This window comes from Mesorhizobium sp. M1423 (genome assembly GCF_040317575.1).
Lineage (GTDB): Bacteria > Pseudomonadota > Alphaproteobacteria > Rhizobiales > Rhizobiaceae > Mesorhizobium.
The window spans coordinates 298,237-312,029 of record NZ_JAMYKU010000004.1 but is presented as its reverse complement, the minus strand read 5'-3'; the positions used below and the strand labels follow the sequence as shown (position 1 = coordinate 312,029).

General features: G+C 62.4%; 14 protein-coding genes and 2 pseudogenes. 6 read left to right on the top strand and 10 right to left on the bottom strand.

Going from position 1 to position 13,793, the window contains the following annotated elements; genetic code table 11:
• Nucleotides 1–302: 302 nt before the first annotated feature.
• Entirely contained in the window at nucleotides 303–1,286 is a 984-nt protein-coding gene (gene ubiA / locus NKG95_RS08095; protein WP_352588985.1) for a 4-hydroxybenzoate octaprenyltransferase, read from the bottom strand.
• Between the two features lie 156 nt (nucleotides 1,287–1,442).
• Here ubiA and purD point away from each other — a divergent pair, with 156 nt between their 5' ends.
• On the top strand, nucleotides 1,443–2,720 hold the full coding sequence (gene purD, locus NKG95_RS08090) for a phosphoribosylamine--glycine ligase (protein WP_353040377.1): 1,278 nt from the start codon (nucleotides 1,443–1,445) through the stop codon (nucleotides 2,718–2,720).
• 21 nt (nucleotides 2,721–2,741) lie between these two features.
• Here the strand turns inward: purD and NKG95_RS08085 are convergent, their stop codons facing one another.
• The gene (locus tag NKG95_RS08085; protein WP_502912599.1) at nucleotides 2,742–3,902 is read right to left on the bottom strand and encodes a glycoside hydrolase family 25 protein; all 1,161 of its coding nucleotides are present in this window, start codon (nucleotides 3,900–3,902) and stop codon (nucleotides 2,742–2,744) included.
• A 554-nt stretch (nucleotides 3,903–4,456) separates the two neighbouring features.
• Between NKG95_RS08085 and NKG95_RS08075 the strand changes: the two genes are divergently transcribed.
• Both NKG95_RS08075 and NKG95_RS08070 read left to right on the top strand, forming a co-directional pair.
• Nucleotides 4,457–6,220: an acyl-CoA dehydrogenase family protein gene (locus tag NKG95_RS08075; protein WP_353040376.1), complete on the top strand. Its 1,764-nt coding sequence runs from the start codon at nucleotides 4,457–4,459 to the stop codon at nucleotides 6,218–6,220.
• Nucleotides 6,221–6,256: 36 nt separating this feature from the next.
• Nucleotides 6,257–7,009 carry a crotonase/enoyl-CoA hydratase family protein gene (locus tag NKG95_RS08070; protein ID WP_352483724.1) on the top strand — a complete coding sequence of 251 codons (753 nt, stop codon included), beginning with the start codon at nucleotides 6,257–6,259 and terminating at the stop codon, nucleotides 7,007–7,009.
• A gap of 72 nt (nucleotides 7,010–7,081) precedes the next feature.
• Here NKG95_RS08070 and NKG95_RS08065 read toward each other — a convergent pair whose 3' ends face one another.
• The 4 genes and pseudogenes from NKG95_RS08065 to pdxH form a co-directional block, all read right to left on the bottom strand.
• On the bottom strand, nucleotides 7,082–7,381 hold the full coding sequence (locus NKG95_RS08065) for a hypothetical protein (protein WP_023716881.1): 300 nt from the start codon (nucleotides 7,379–7,381) through the stop codon (nucleotides 7,082–7,084).
• A gap of 71 nt (nucleotides 7,382–7,452) precedes the next feature.
• Nucleotides 7,453–7,797 (bottom strand): type II toxin-antitoxin system RelE/ParE family toxin, encoded by a 345-nt coding sequence (locus NKG95_RS08060; RefSeq protein WP_353040391.1) that lies wholly within the window; start codon nucleotides 7,795–7,797, stop codon nucleotides 7,453–7,455.
• A 49-nt stretch (nucleotides 7,798–7,846) separates the two neighbouring features.
• Nucleotides 7,847–8,020 (bottom strand): annotated as a pseudogene (locus NKG95_RS08055) (CopG family ribbon-helix-helix protein); the annotation flags it as partial.
• A 27-nt stretch (nucleotides 8,021–8,047) separates the two neighbouring features.
• On the bottom strand, nucleotides 8,048–8,665 hold the full coding sequence (gene pdxH, locus NKG95_RS08050) for a pyridoxamine 5'-phosphate oxidase (protein ID WP_292663882.1): 618 nt from the start codon (nucleotides 8,663–8,665) through the stop codon (nucleotides 8,048–8,050).
• 39 nt (nucleotides 8,666–8,704) lie between these two features.
• On the opposite strand from pdxH, the gene NKG95_RS08045 reads away from it, so the two are divergent.
• On the top strand, nucleotides 8,705–9,166 hold the full coding sequence (locus NKG95_RS08045) for an RT0821/Lpp0805 family surface protein (protein ID WP_353010746.1): 462 nt from the start codon (nucleotides 8,705–8,707) through the stop codon (nucleotides 9,164–9,166).
• Between the two features lie 103 nt (nucleotides 9,167–9,269).
• Nucleotides 9,270–10,199, top strand: coding sequence for a DnaJ C-terminal domain-containing protein (locus tag NKG95_RS08040; RefSeq protein ID WP_352846037.1), 930 nt, complete (start codon nucleotides 9,270–9,272; stop codon nucleotides 10,197–10,199).
• A gap of 290 nt (nucleotides 10,200–10,489) precedes the next feature.
• Here the strand turns inward: NKG95_RS08040 and NKG95_RS08035 are convergent.
• Nucleotides 10,490–10,666 (bottom strand): annotated as a pseudogene (locus tag NKG95_RS08035) (hypothetical protein); the annotation flags it as partial.
• Between the two features lie 134 nt (nucleotides 10,667–10,800).
• Here NKG95_RS08035 and NKG95_RS08030 point away from each other — a divergent pair.
• Entirely contained in the window at nucleotides 10,801–11,130 is a 330-nt protein-coding gene (locus NKG95_RS08030) for a hypothetical protein (protein WP_353040375.1), read from the top strand.
• Here NKG95_RS08030 and NKG95_RS08025 read toward each other — a convergent pair.
• The 3 genes from NKG95_RS08025 to NKG95_RS08015 all read right to left on the bottom strand — a co-directional run bounded on the left by NKG95_RS08025 (nucleotide 11,127) and on the right by NKG95_RS08015 (nucleotide 13,791).
• The gene (locus tag NKG95_RS08025) at nucleotides 11,127–11,642 is read right to left on the bottom strand and encodes a hypothetical protein (protein WP_051409559.1); all 516 of its coding nucleotides are present in this window, start codon (nucleotides 11,640–11,642) and stop codon (nucleotides 11,127–11,129) included. The two genes, NKG95_RS08030 and NKG95_RS08025, sit on opposite strands and share 4 nt — an antisense overlap.
• A 110-nt stretch (nucleotides 11,643–11,752) precedes the next feature.
• Nucleotides 11,753–12,949, bottom strand: a complete 1,197-nt coding sequence (locus NKG95_RS08020; RefSeq protein WP_023716889.1) for a gluzincin family metallopeptidase — start codon at nucleotides 12,947–12,949, stop codon at nucleotides 11,753–11,755.
• A gap of 53 nt (nucleotides 12,950–13,002) precedes the next feature.
• Nucleotides 13,003–13,791, bottom strand: a complete 789-nt coding sequence (locus NKG95_RS08015) for a TfuA-like protein (protein WP_023716890.1) — start codon at nucleotides 13,789–13,791, stop codon at nucleotides 13,003–13,005.
• Nucleotides 13,792–13,793 lie beyond the last annotated feature (2 nt).

The following is a 13,793-nucleotide window of genomic DNA, read 5'->3' as shown; positions in this document are numbered from 1 at the left end:
CGCTATCGCGGGATAGGTGCGCCTGAGTTCCGCCCATACAGGGTCGGACGACCGCCTGAAACCCCAAACAAGACGTCAAATCCCCCGCAAACAAGCGAACAACCGCCGCAACCCCGCCGCCGCAAGCTTTTGCTCATGACTGCGCAACAGGTCCCTCGTGGGAGAAGGCCGAGCGAAGCTCGGTCGGATGAGGGGTGTTCCAGGGAACGCCAACGCCTCATTTCTTCCAACATCCCTCAACCGTCTTGGCGCTACGCGCCAATCCACCTTCTCCCACAACAAGGGGAGAAGGGAAAAGGCTCCTAAACCAGCGGCTTCAGCGCCACCCAGACCGCGCCGCCGATCAGGCCGAGGAAGATCAGCCAGCCGACCTGGTTGTTCGATCTGAACAGCCTCAGGCACTGGTCCGGATCGTCGATGTCGAGCACGCCGATCTGCCGCGCCAGATGGGCGCCGGCGGCAATCAGCCCGGCGAGCGCCGGCACCGGTGCCTGCGCCGAGGCGAAAGCAATGGCGAAGCAGACCAGCGCTCCGCCATAAAGTCCGGCAAGCCAGGCCTTGGTGTTGTCGCCGAACAGGCGCGCCGTCGAGCGCACGCCGACGATGGCGTCGTCCTCCTTGTCCTGATGCGCATAGATCGTGTCATAGCCGATCACCCACAGGATCGAGCCGATATAGAGCATGATTGCCGGCCCATCGAGATCGCCGAACTCGACCGCCCATCCCATCAGCGCCCCCCAGGAAAAGGCAAGACCGAGAACCAGTTGCGGCCAATTGGTGTACCGCTTCATGAACGGGTAGATGGCGACGATGACCAGCGAGCCGATGCCGAGCAAGATGGCCAAGCTGTTGAACTGCAAAAGCACGGCGAGGCCGACCAGTGCCTGCAAGACAACAAACATCCAGGCCTGCCGGCGCGTAACCTTGCCGGCCGGCAGCGGCCGCGAGCGTGTGCGTTCCACCTGGTTGTCGATGTCCTCGTCGACCAGGTCGTTGTAGGTGCAGCCGGCGCCACGCATGGCGAACGCGCCAAGAAAAAACAGCAGCAGATACCACGGCGACGGCAGCAGCGAGAGCAGCGGGTCCGTCGGACGCGGATAGGCGCTCGCGGCAAGTGCAGCCGACCACCAGCATGGCCACAGCAGCAATTGCCAGCCGATCGGCCGGTCCCATCGGGCAAGCTGCGCATAGGGCCACAACCCCCGCGGCAGCGCGCGATAGACCCAGTGGCCGCTCGGCGCATCGGCGACGCGGCCCTGGGCCGCTTTCGACTGGACGGTTTCCATTTTGCTGGAGTGGCAGCAGAGGCGAATGCCGTCAAGCGTCAAGCAGGCCGGATCCGCTCGCGGCGCGGAATCGCCGCCGCGGACAGCCAAATGTCTTGACCCGCCGCCCGGGGCGCAATAGCGCAGTCCTGATCGGAACGGGCAAGGAATCCAGGCATGCGTGTTTTGCTGATCGGCTCCGGCGGACGAGAACATGCGTTGGCCTGGAAGATGGCGGCGTCGCCGCTGCTGACCAAACTCTACGCGGCGCCCGGCAATCCGGGCATCGGCGGCGAAGCCGAGCTGGTGAGGCTCGATGTTTCGGATCATGCAGCGGTGGTCCGGTTTTGCCGCGAGAAAGAAATAGACCTCGTCGTGGTCGGCCCGGAAGGGCCGCTGGTCGCCGGCATTGCCGACGACCTTCGCCCCGAGGGCATCCGCGTCTTCGGCCCGTCAAAGGCAGCGGCACGGCTGGAAGGCTCGAAGGGGTTCACCAAGGACCTCTGCGCCAAATACGGCATCCCGACCGCCGCCTATGGCCGCTTCGGCGATCTGGCTTCGGCCAAGGCCTATGTCGAGAGAATGGGTGCGCCGATCGTCATCAAGGCCGACGGCCTCGCTGCCGGCAAGGGCGTCACCGTCGCCATGACGCTTGACGAGGCGCTGGCCGCGCTCGACGCCTGTTTCGACGGCTCCTTCGGCCAGGCCGGCGCCGAAGTGGTGGTCGAGGAGTTTCTCAGCGGCGAAGAGGCAAGCTTCTTCTGCCTTTGCGACGGCATCACCGCGCTGCCCTTCGGCACCGCGCAGGATCATAAGCGCCTCAGTGACGGCGACACCGGCCCCAACACCGGCGGCATGGGCGCCTATTCGCCGGCGCCGGTGATGACGCCGGAGATGATCGACCGAACCATGCGCGAGATCGTCGAGCCGACCATGCGCGGCATGGCTGAAACAGGCGCGCCGTTTTCCGGCGTGCTGTTCGCCGGGCTGATGATATCAGACAGCGGGCCGAAGCTGATCGAATACAACACCCGTTTCGGCGACCCGGAATGCCAGGTGCTGATGATGCGGCTGAAGGACGATCTCCTGGTCCTGCTCAACGCCGCCGCCGACGGCCAGCTGGCGCACACCTCGGTGCGCTGGCGCGACGAGGCGGCGCTCACCGTGGTGATGGCAGCCAGGGGTTATCCCGGCACGCCGGAAAAGGGCTCGGTCATTCGCGGCGTCGAGGCGGCGGCAGGTGAGGGCGTCGAGATTTTTCACGCCGGCACCGCAATCAACGGCGGCGCACTCGTCGCCAATGGCGGTCGCGTGCTCAACATCACGGCGACCGGCCGCACCGTCGGCGAGGCGCAGAAGAAGGCTTACGCCGCGCTCGACCGGATCGACTGGCCGCAAGGTTTTTGCCGCCGCGACATTGGCTGGCTGGCGGTGGCGCGCGAGCAGGCGAACTGACGCTTAAGGCGGCCCTCGACCTCAACGCAGGCCGCGGTCGAATCTGGTCGAGACGCTGCTGACCGCATCGGCGGTGGGGGCAATTCCAGACACCGATGCCAGGCGCTCTTCGTTTCGCGTCCAGGCGACATATTCGGCAATCCCGCGCGGCAGGCTCGGCGCCGCCTTCGCCGCAGGCATTTGAAAGCCGCTGCTGAACCTGGCCAAGCGCGTCCTGAATACCACGACCAGTTGCTCGAGGCTCGCGGGTGCTGCCACTGTGGCATAGGTCATGGCAGTGCCGGCGAGCCCCGCCTCGCGTGAGAGCGGCACCGGTATCGAGGCGAGGTAATCCGGCTGCACGTCGATCAGGCCGCCGAACGGCCACCGCGCGCGCAATTCCGTCGCGTTCATCGGTGCGACGCTGACATCGATATCATTGGGCGTGCCCGCAACCCTGTAAGGACAGCGGAACCGGCCGCAATTTGCTCGCGCCGAAAACTGCCAGAGCGCATAGCTCTGCCAATTGCCTACGGGGAAATGCACGTCGATGTCGGGCTTGTAGCGCGCATACCACAGCGGCAACCGGGACAGGAGCGGGTATTTATACTTATTGTCGGCGATATGCCTGGCGGTCGTGCCGTTGGTGTAGAGCACCGGAAAGCGGCCAACCCGACGATGCACATGGCGCACGAATTCCTCGGCATCCTCGAGCGACATCCATTGGGTGGGATCATCGTCCTCGATGTCGAGGGCAAGCAGGTCATCCGGCCCGGGTTTCACGAAATTGATGAAATTATTGGCCTGTCCCACGGGGTTGCCGGGGCGGGCGAGATGATAGGCACCCCATTTCAGGCCCAGCGCCTTGGCCACCACCTTGCGCGTCTGGAACAGTTCCTGTGCCATCGCATGGCGCTTCCAAAGCGTCTTGCACAGACGCATCTCGGTCTCGTCGCCGAAACAGAAATAGGGTGGCGGCATTCCGTCGGATGCCTTGTTGATGAAGCCGACAAGACGCTTGTCGGCAGCTAGCCGGGTCCAGTCAATGGAATTGTATTCGTAGGCGTCGACGACCAGCGCCCGGTCCGCATCCTTCCACGGTTCGGAGAAATCCGAGGCCCTTGCCGGCGTCAGCGCCAGGGTCATCGCGGCCGCGACAAGGAGAAGCGCTGAGCGGACAAGGGGGTGCGCCGGCGTTTTCAAACAGCAGGTCCTTGCTGGCCAAAGCCAAATCCTGAACCGCCATGGTTAAGGAAATGCTTTCGATCGCGGCCCGCGGATGCCACGGCTCGGACAGCTTCTCCGTCGATGGTCTTGATGGTTGTCACTGGCGAGAGGGGATATGAAACGGATTGAGCGCCGGCACTTGCGACAGCGTTCCCTCGGCCTCGCGTTTGCGATGAGGGGTCAGCGAGCATGGTGGTGAGCACAATGTGCCGCGATCCGACCAATAGGCTGCGCCGTTCTCGACCTTACCTTCATGATAGCAAAAACCGGCCGCCCGCCAAAGCAGGCGCATTCGATGCAGCGATGGGCGTCAGGTCTGCGAGCACGAGGCAATCCTATTTCGGTATTCTGCTCTATCTTGGCGAATTTAGCCTGCGTCGTGGCAATTGCAAAATCCACGTGACAAAGTTTGACGTTTACGTAAAAAGAAGATGGACAGGGAACTCCGAAAGCAGATGATTTTGCGCCGGCACGGGTCTTAACTTGGCCTGCCGGACTGAGGAGAGCCAGGCTGAGGAGAAGCGAGCGCCATGTATCGGGCACCGGTCGAGGAAATCGCCTTCACCCTGAAGCATGTCGCCGGCTTGAAGGCGGCGCTCGATGCCGGCACCTTTGGCGAACTCGGCGAAGACCTCGTCGACGCCATTCTGGCCGAGGCCGGCCGTTTCGCCAGTGAGGAGGTGGCGCCGCTCTATGAGATCGGCGACCGGCAAGGCGCGGTGCTCAACGGCGCTGCCGTCACCACGCCAACCGGCTGGAAGGAACTTTATCGCCGCTGGATAGATGGCGGCTGGAACGCGCTGTCCGCGCCGGAAGCGTATGGCGGCCAGGCGCTGCCGGCCATGCTCGGCGCCGCCGCGCTCGAAATGTGGAACTCCGCCTCAATGGCGTTCGGCATCGCTCCGACGCTGACCATGGGTGCGGTCGAAGCACTCGACAAGCACGGCTCGCAAGCGCTCAAGGCCAAATATCTGGAAAAGCTGGTCTCTGGCGAATGGATGGGCACTATGAACCTGACCGAGCCGCAGGCCGGCTCGGACCTGAATGCCTTGCGAACCCGTGCCGAGCCGGCCGGCGACGGCACCTACCGCATCTTCGGGCAAAAGATCTTCATTACCTATGGCGAGCACGATTTCACCGACAACATCATCCATCTGGTGCTGGCGCGGCTGCCGGACGCGCCGGCCGGCACGCGTGGCCTTTCGCTGTTCCTGGTGCCGAAATTCCTGGTTGGCGACGATGGCGCGCTGGGCGGGCGCAATGACGTCTTCTGCTCCGCGCTGGAGCACAAATTGGGCATCCACGCTTCGCCGACCTGCACCATGATCTATGGCGATGGCTTCGAGGGCAGCACGCCCGGCGCGATTGGCTGGCTGGTCGGCGAGGAGAACAAAGGCCTCGCCTGCATGTTCACCATGATGAACAATGCGCGCCTTGCCGTCGGCATGCAGGGCGTCGCGGTCGCCGAGGCGGCGACGCAGAAGGCGCTGGCCTACGCCAACGAGCGCCGGCAAGGCAAGGCGGCAAGCTATCGCGGTACCGGCATGGCGCCGATCGTGCATCACCCCGACATCCAGCGCAGTCTTTTGACCATGAAGGCGCTGACCCAGATTGCCCGCGCCATCTGCTATTCCTGCGCCTACGCCATCGATCTCGCGTCCGCGAGCGAGGATGCAAAGCACTGGCAGGAACGCGCCAATCTTTTGACGCCGCTGGCCAAGGCGTTTTCCACCGATGTCGGCGTCGAAGTCGCCTCGCTTGGGCTTCAGGTGCATGGCGGCATGGGGTTCATCGAGGAGACGGGGGCTGCAGCGCTTTATCGCGACGCGCGCATCGCGCCCATTTACGAAGGCACCAATGGCATCCAGGCGATCGATCTGGTGACGCGCAAACTGCCGCTCGGCGGCGGCCAGCATGTGCATGGCTACATCGCCGAGCTCAAGGCCGTCGCCGATGCGGTGCGAGCGTCGAACCTTGAAGGCTTCGGCCGCACCGCCGATCGGCTCGACCAGGCGCTCGACGACCTCTCCCAGGCAACCCGTTTCCTGCAAGACCTGCAGGCCGAAGGCCGTTCGGACGAGGCGCTGGCCGGCGCCACACCTTATCTCAGGCTGATCTCGCTTGCCGCTGGCAGCGCCGATCTGGCGCGCGGCGCGCTTGCCGACCAAAACCGCATCGCGCTTTGCCGGTTCTTCGCCGAGAACCTGCTGGGCGAGGTGGGCGCGCTGAAGGAGCGCGTCATCGGCGGCGCCGACAGCCTTGGCGTTGCCGGCAAGTCGCTGATTTCAGCCTGACGTTCGCAAACGCCCGAAATTCACAAAGGACAATCCGTGACAGACCACATCCTCGTCGAACGCCAGGGCGCCATCCAGATCATCCGCATCAACCGTCCGGACAAGAAGAACGCCCTGACCCGCGCCATGTATGCGACAATGTCGGCGGCTCTTACCGGCGGCGACGCCGATCCGGCGATCCGCGTCCATGTCTTTCTCGGCGTGCCCGGTGCCTTCTCGTCCGGCAACGACCTTGCCGATTTCATGGTCATCGCCTCGGGCGGCGAAGGCGGTACCGAAGTCTGGGATTTCCTGATGGCGTTGGCCAAAGTGGAAAAGCCCATGGTTTCCGGCGTCGACGGGATTGCGGTCGGCATCGGCACCACGCTCAACCTGCATTGCGACCTGACGTTCGCCACGCCGCGCACAATATTCCGGACGCCCTTCGTCGATCTCGGCCTTGTGCCGGAGGCCGGTTCGAGCCTGCTCGCACCGCAGATCCTCGGCCGGCAGGGCGCTTTCGCGCTGCTTGGCCTTGGCGAGGGCTTTTCGGCCGAGCGGGCGAAGGCCGCCGGGCTGATCTACGAGGTGGTCGAGGAAGACGCACTCGAAGCATCGGTATTGGCGGCGGCGGGCCAGATCGCGGCCAAGCCGCCGCAAGCGCTGAGGATCGCGCGAGACCTGATGCGCGGCTCGCGCGAAGACCTTGTCGAGCGCATCGGCCAGGAAAGCCAGCATTTCCGCGAGCGGCTCAAATCCGATGAAGCCCGCGCCGCCTTGACCGCCTTCTTGACCAGGAAAAAGGCCTAGACCTTCTGGCCTTGTCTCGCATCGTGGACCCGCTGGCAGCAACCGGCGGGTTTTCTCGCCATGCTCTCTTTGTCACATCGCCATTTTTTTACATTCGGCCTGGGCCTTTGCCGAAGACGTGTCGATCATGAATGTCTTGCCTTTGGCGTCGGTCATCAACATCATGCAATGCTTGATCGGTTTCGCCATTTTCATCATTTCGGCGCTCATCTTCGCGTCGGGCATCATGGTGCCCATATGCCCATCGGGCATGATCGCCATGACCTCGCCACCCTTCATCACCGTCATTGTCCCCATCGCGTCCTCCGCAAAGGCTTGCGAAGCGAAAAGGCCGGCAAGACCGGCTATCGTGACCAACCTGAGTGAATGCATTGCGTCCTCCTGAATTTGCGCCAGCGGCGCGTTGAGCCCTTCCCTGGTTCGTCCCCGCAAGCTGGAACGTTTCACGCACACGAGATCGTGAAGTGAGATCGGAAGCGCCAGGTCTCTGGAGCCCGGGAGTTCCGGGTGGTTCGGCGCAGGCGGTATGGCCCGACCTGGGTGCCGAGCGACTTACAAGGCCTAAGCCACCGCTGGGCGGCGTGCATGACGGTGAGGATTTCGACAGTCTCGCCGTCGACGCGATGAGGGATGATATACGGCTTCGACCAAGACGAGTTCCCGTGTCCCCTTGATGCGCCCGACACGCCCCATCGCGGTTGTTCGGCGAGATGTCCCGCCGCCGTTACGATGCGCGCAATGACTCTCGCGGCGGCCTCGGGATTGTCTTTCTCGCCATGCGCGCCGATTTCATCAAGCCGCCGCAGCGCCCGCTCGGTTTAGCGGATTGACTGTGGCTTATGCCTGGCGGGTCGACTTGACGTATTTCCCGACAACAGCCTCTACCTCGCCGGCACTGGCAAAATCGCCGCGCGAGGCTTCAGCCAATCCTGCCTCTATTTCGGCGAGTTGCCATTCCTCACGGGCTACAAAATCCTCGATGGCCTGCGCAGCCACATAGGAGTCACTCCTGCGATTGAAACAGCGCGGCATCGTCCCCTACGGATAAAGCCTCACCTTGTCCCAGCCGCCCTCGGCGTTGCGCGAAAAGACGACACGGTCGTGCAGCCGGAACGGACGGTCGTGCCAGAACTCGATGGTCTGGGGCACGATGCGGAAGCCCGACCAGTGTTTTGGCCGCGGGATGTCGCCGATAGCGTGGCGCGCCGTATATTCGGCGACCGCCTTTTCCAGCGCGAAGCGGCTTTCCAGCGGCCGCGACTGTTTGGAGGCCCAGGCGCCGATGCGGCTGCCGCGCGGGCGGGTCGCGTAATAGGCATCGGCTTCGGCGTCGGTGACGATCTCCACCGGGCCGCGCGCCCGCACCTGCCGGCGCAGCGATTTCCAGTGGAAGCACATTGCCGCTTTCATGCTGCCCAGGATCTCACGGCCCTTGGCGCTCTCGAAGTTCGTGTAGAAGACGAAGCCGCCCTCATCGAAGCCCTTGAGCAGCACCATGCGCACATTCGGCATGCCCTCGGCATCGACCGTCGCCAGAGCCACGCTGTTGGGGTCGTTGATCTCGCTCTTCGTCGCATCGTCGAGCCACGCCGCAAAAAGCCGGAACGGCTCCGCCGCCTCGGTAAAGTCACCGCTTGTTAACCCGGTTTCGCTCATAGTTTTCCCAAATTTGTCGCCGGCTGGGGAGATTGCCGATTGTCGCGTATCGCGCAAGCTTTTGACAGTGGGCAATGGAACGTTATCGCTTCGGCCAGCGCCAAAGCCATGATCGTGATAATCGTCCTGCCGCTTGCCGCGTGTGGCGGCGGCGGCTTCAGCCTGGAGCAGGCGGAGGTCGACCGCTCGGTGCTGACCTCGAGCACGCCGGCCTCAGTCACGCCGCTCGATCAGGACCGCGCCTCCGATCAGGCCACGATCCGCAACGCCGTGTCCTCCGCCGACGTCGAGCAACTGGCCGGGCAGGCCGTTCCCTGGGCGAATGCCGACACCGGCTCGCGCGGCTCCATCACCGAACTGGCGGAATTCAGGGCTAACGGCGAGACATGCCGTCGCTTCACCGCGTCACGCGAAAGCTTCGACGGCGTCGTGCTGTTCAAGGGCGAAGTATGCCTGGCCGGCGGCAGCGCCTGGCGAATGCAGGACTTCAAGGCGCTCTGATTTTCCGCCAGCCATATGGTGGCAAGCCACTGGAATTTCTTCCTATGCGAGCGCATATAGGGGTAGCAAATCGTGGACTCACTCCTTCTCCAGGGCAGTAAGCATGCGCGACCCCTATGAGGTGCTGGGCGTTGCCAAGAACGCATCGGCCAAGGATATAAAATCGGCGTACCGGAAGCTCGCCAAGAAGTATCATCCAGACCAGAATCCGGATGATCCCAAGGCGAAGGACCGTTTTGCCGCCGCCAACCAGGCGTACGAGATTGTCGGCGACGAGAAGAACCGGGCGGCTTTCGATCGCGGCGAGATCGACGCCGACGGCAAACCGCGTTTCCAGGGTTTCGAAGGCGCGGCCGGCGGCGCCGATCCTTTCGCCGGTTTCCGCCGGCAGCAAGGGCCGGGCGGCGCGCATTTCGAATTCCGCACGGGCCGTCCCGGCGGCGATCCGTTCGACGGCAACAGCGACATCTTCAGCCAGATCTTCGGCGATGCTTTCACCCAGCAGCGCGGCGCCGGCGCGGGCGGCCGCCGTCAGGCCCCGACCGCCGCCGATCTCAACGTGACGCTGGACGTCACCATCGAGGAAGCCGCCACCGCGGAGAAGGTGACGGCGATGTTCCCCGACGGCCGCAAGATGGCGGTCAAGTTGCCGGCCTATGTCGAGGACGGCCAGACCATCCGCCTGAAAGGCCAGGGCGAGCAAGGGCCGGGGCAGCCGGGCGATGCACTGGTCAAGATCCGCTTTCGCCGGCACCCGCGCTACCGCGTCGAGGGCCGCGACCTGCATGTCGACCTGCCGGTGGAACTGGCCGATGCGGTGCATGGCGCCAAGGTGGCGGTCGAAACTCCGACCGGCAGGATTGCGGTCAATGTTCCCCCTTGGTCAAGCTCGGACAAGGTTCTGCGGCTGAAGGGCAGGGGTCTGCCGGAAAAAGCCGGCGGTCACGCTGATCTCTACGCGCATGTGCGGCTGATGCTGCCGGAAGGCGGCGACGCCGAGCTCGAGGCGCTGATGCGCCGGCGAAAGGGCTGACGATCGAAAAGGCCGGCGCTTGATGCCGTGTGGAAAAGCGGACTTGCGGACGCTTCTGCTATACACCGAACGTCTTGATTGGGCCAGGAGCGTTGTCGCCGAACTACTGCTCAGACGTCGCGTTTGGAGCCGCGAGCGGAAGGGCAGCTTATGGAGCTTCATAGATGAGAGCGACGTTCAAGCCACGAAGCGCCGTGAGCGTAGATCGGAGCGCTCGCGACTGCAGAACGGGAATCCCAATTTCCGTCGCAAATCTCTGGAGCTTTGTCGGCTCCTGCAACAGTGGTAGGTTAGCTTATCTCGTAAGGAATAAAGCCACCGGTTTGGTGTTTCCACAGACGGGCAAACAGGCCATCCTGTCCCACCAGTTCGTCCGGCCCGCCTTCTTCCACGATGCGTCCCTGATCGAGCACAACTATCCGCTCCATCCTGGCAATCGTGGAGAGGCGACCTGCGATGGCGATCACCGGGGTCGAGTTTGTCCGTGTGGGTTCTGTGCCCGAAAGGTAAGGCCGTAGTCACTGCCTTTACAACGAGCCGAACTGGTTGCACTGTACTGCTTCGCACCGAATTTGAGCACGGCCTTCTGCAGGAGGGATCAATGGCAGGCGTGGAATCGATATATTTCACCGTGACGGTTAGTGATAAATTTTTGAGAATAACAGACAAACTACCATTTCCCGAGCCGCCGCCGACGGAGTTTTTCCTGAAAGTCCGTGATGCCAAACGTGAGGTGGCCGTTACGACCCAAGGCAATAACGTCGGCAGTGTCGATGTCTATGTGAGCAAGAACGAGAAAGATTGGCTTGTACACGAAGAGAATATGGAGGTCGAGGCTGACACCACATACAATATTGATGACAAAGCTTTCCCGCCACCGCCACCCTCGAAGTCGAAGCAAGAAGCCGCCAAGGAAGATACCAAGAACTAACTTTGGCTCCCCCCTCCGCGGCTTAGCCGGCCGCCGCGATGTGCCAGCATGAAGCTGTTCCCGTAAGTGTTTGGGCTGCGGTTGCCGGGAAGGTTTGCATTCAAGATGATTTCTTCGGCGAAGTCAGTACTTGTGGCAAGTTCCATGATCGGGGTTTTCTTTGTAACTCCCCACATGACGTATCCCAGGTCATCAAATCCGCATCCTGTCGCGGCGGTTTCTCGTGACGTTGGATGAAAAATGAGTAGTTTTGGTTTGTCATTGCGGTAGCATTGACCTTCAAAGGCATATCCATAGACGACAGCAATCACCTCCTTGGTTGGAATTATAGGCTCGAGGTCATCGCGTTTCTTGACAATGGACATGCGAAGTAAGTTTTCATTCAACGGCAAAGTCGCTGTTCTGTGACTAACTTTGCCCACATTATCGAAATTCAACCTGACGCCATAGAGCGTAATCTGATCCGGCGAATAGTTTTGCGCGCTGGGTGGCGCAGGAATATCGGACGACATAATGCTTCTCCCTCCAGTATTGTTTGGCGATCGACCTGGCCCACCGCCCGGGCCAGACGGTTTAAGTGGGTTGCCTGTCGGCGTTGGTGACTTTGGCATCCCTTTCTCCTTCAAAAAATCTCGCGCCAGGCGAAGTTGTCGACAAGGCTGTCAGCGAAGCGGCGCGCACGCCCGCTTTCGCAGGCAACAACCATCGCCTCGGCTGCTTCGCGATAGTCCAGTGCATGCGGATCAAGCTCTTCCCACGACCGCACCAGGATCTCGCCCACTAGGTCGCGGGCTTCTTCCAATGCCGATTTCAATGCGAAGAGGCGGCCGTCATTGGCGGCGAGTGAAACCGAAAGCAGGTCTTCGACCTCTTCTTCGGAAAGCTCACTCCTGAGATCACGAAAGTCACGCGGATCCAGATCGGACAGCCCGCGTTCGAACAGCAGCACCTGGTAGATCTCGATAAGGATGTCGAAGAGTGCGCCCGCGAAGGGCTTGGAAAGGTCATGCACTTCCGTGCTGACGTCGCTCATCCGCAGCGAGTGGCTGAACCGTCGGACCTGCTTTTCGTCGGAGAGCTCGCCGAAGCGGTCCAGTTCGTTGTTGATCAGGAGGTTGCCGCGCGTGCGCCGCAAAAGCAAATCCAGCGCAGTATCGAAGTGCAGGAGCGAGATCAGCGCGATGAAATCGGCCACTGCCTCGTGGTAGGCGAAGTATTCATGCGGCGGATCGAAACGGGGAACTCCCATGACGCCGAAAATCACCAAATGCCCGATCTCGTGTGCAACAGCATCGAAGTTGAGCGCGAAGGGCTGCGTGGTTCCGCGGGCCTCATCGATCCCCATCTCCAGAAAGCCGTAACCCGACTGGGCGTTGTCCCAGTTCAGCCGCGGCACAATCTCGAGACGCGGATAGGTCGGTTCGAAGAACCAGGGAATCTCGCGCCCCACATAGCTCTCGCAGATGTCGAGCACCCGCCGCACGCAAGCGTAGGCATGCGCCGCCTCGAACTCCGGTGTGCCCAGCGGAATGTTGTCGAAGTGCCCGTCTGGGCCGGCTACCGCAGGCGGCCTGAGGGCACCGGCGTAAGGAGGCAGGTAAGGAAACTGGTATGGCTGCTTTTCAAGCAACGGGTCGATCACATACATCCGTCGGTCGGCTGGCCCGGGGCCGATCGCGTCAGGCGGCGTGGAGACCCAAATCATCTCGGGCCGTTCGTAACCCTGAATGAAAGGAGGTTGGGGAAAAACAAGAAAGCGTGTTCCAAGGCGCGAAGCCGCGGATCCAATACCCGACTGCCATCTTGCACTGGCGCCCATGCAGGCAGTCCCACCCCTCTCCTGAAAGGACAGTCTGAAGTATTCCTGTTAGATCAAAATCCATCCCGTTCCGCAAGAACAGACCCAATGTCGTCGTCCCACAGCCCGGCCGCGCCGAGGTCATAGGCCCAAGCTTCGGTCAGGGTGAAAGGCGGGGTCATCGGCGCATGCGCCAGAAGTTCAGGGCAGCATGCAAGTTTCGCCAGCAAGCCGGTTGCGTCTTCGCGTTTGCGGTCGATCGCCGATCGGGGGAGCCAGTCAGCAAGCCGATCCAGGGCCGTTGCGGATTTGCTGGGCAGAGAAGATCGCGCCTCCGCGAGCAGCCTCGGATAGCTGCGATCGACGAAGTGCGTGTCCCGCGCCAGCACTTCCAGAGATCGCCTTTCCACGGCGTTGATGATGCCTGCTCGCAATGCCCGCTTTAGCGTAAGGCGTATGTTGATAAGCGCTTCGCTCAGGGCCGCCGCGCCGAGTTCAGTAGGACACATCGCTACCGCGACTTCATCGTCGTCGGCGAGCGGCGTCAACGCGTACCATCGGTAGATGAAGCCATGGCCCTGCATGCCGAACGCCGCCAGTTCAGCGGCGCGGAGCGCGCCCATGCTTGCCGCCCCGAACACCGGAATTCCGTTTCCCAACGCCCACAGGATTTCCTTGTGACGAACTGCCGGTACCTTCCCGAACGAACCGTCGATGAGGATTATCGCTTTCGGTTGATAGGCTCTCATTGCGCGGACGATCGAACCCTGTTCGGCGGGCGGTAGATAAACGGCGTCGAGGATGGCTGCCGCTTGGGCACGCGGCAGTGTCGGTCCGAGGAAAATGACCGGCTTGTCCGCCATCC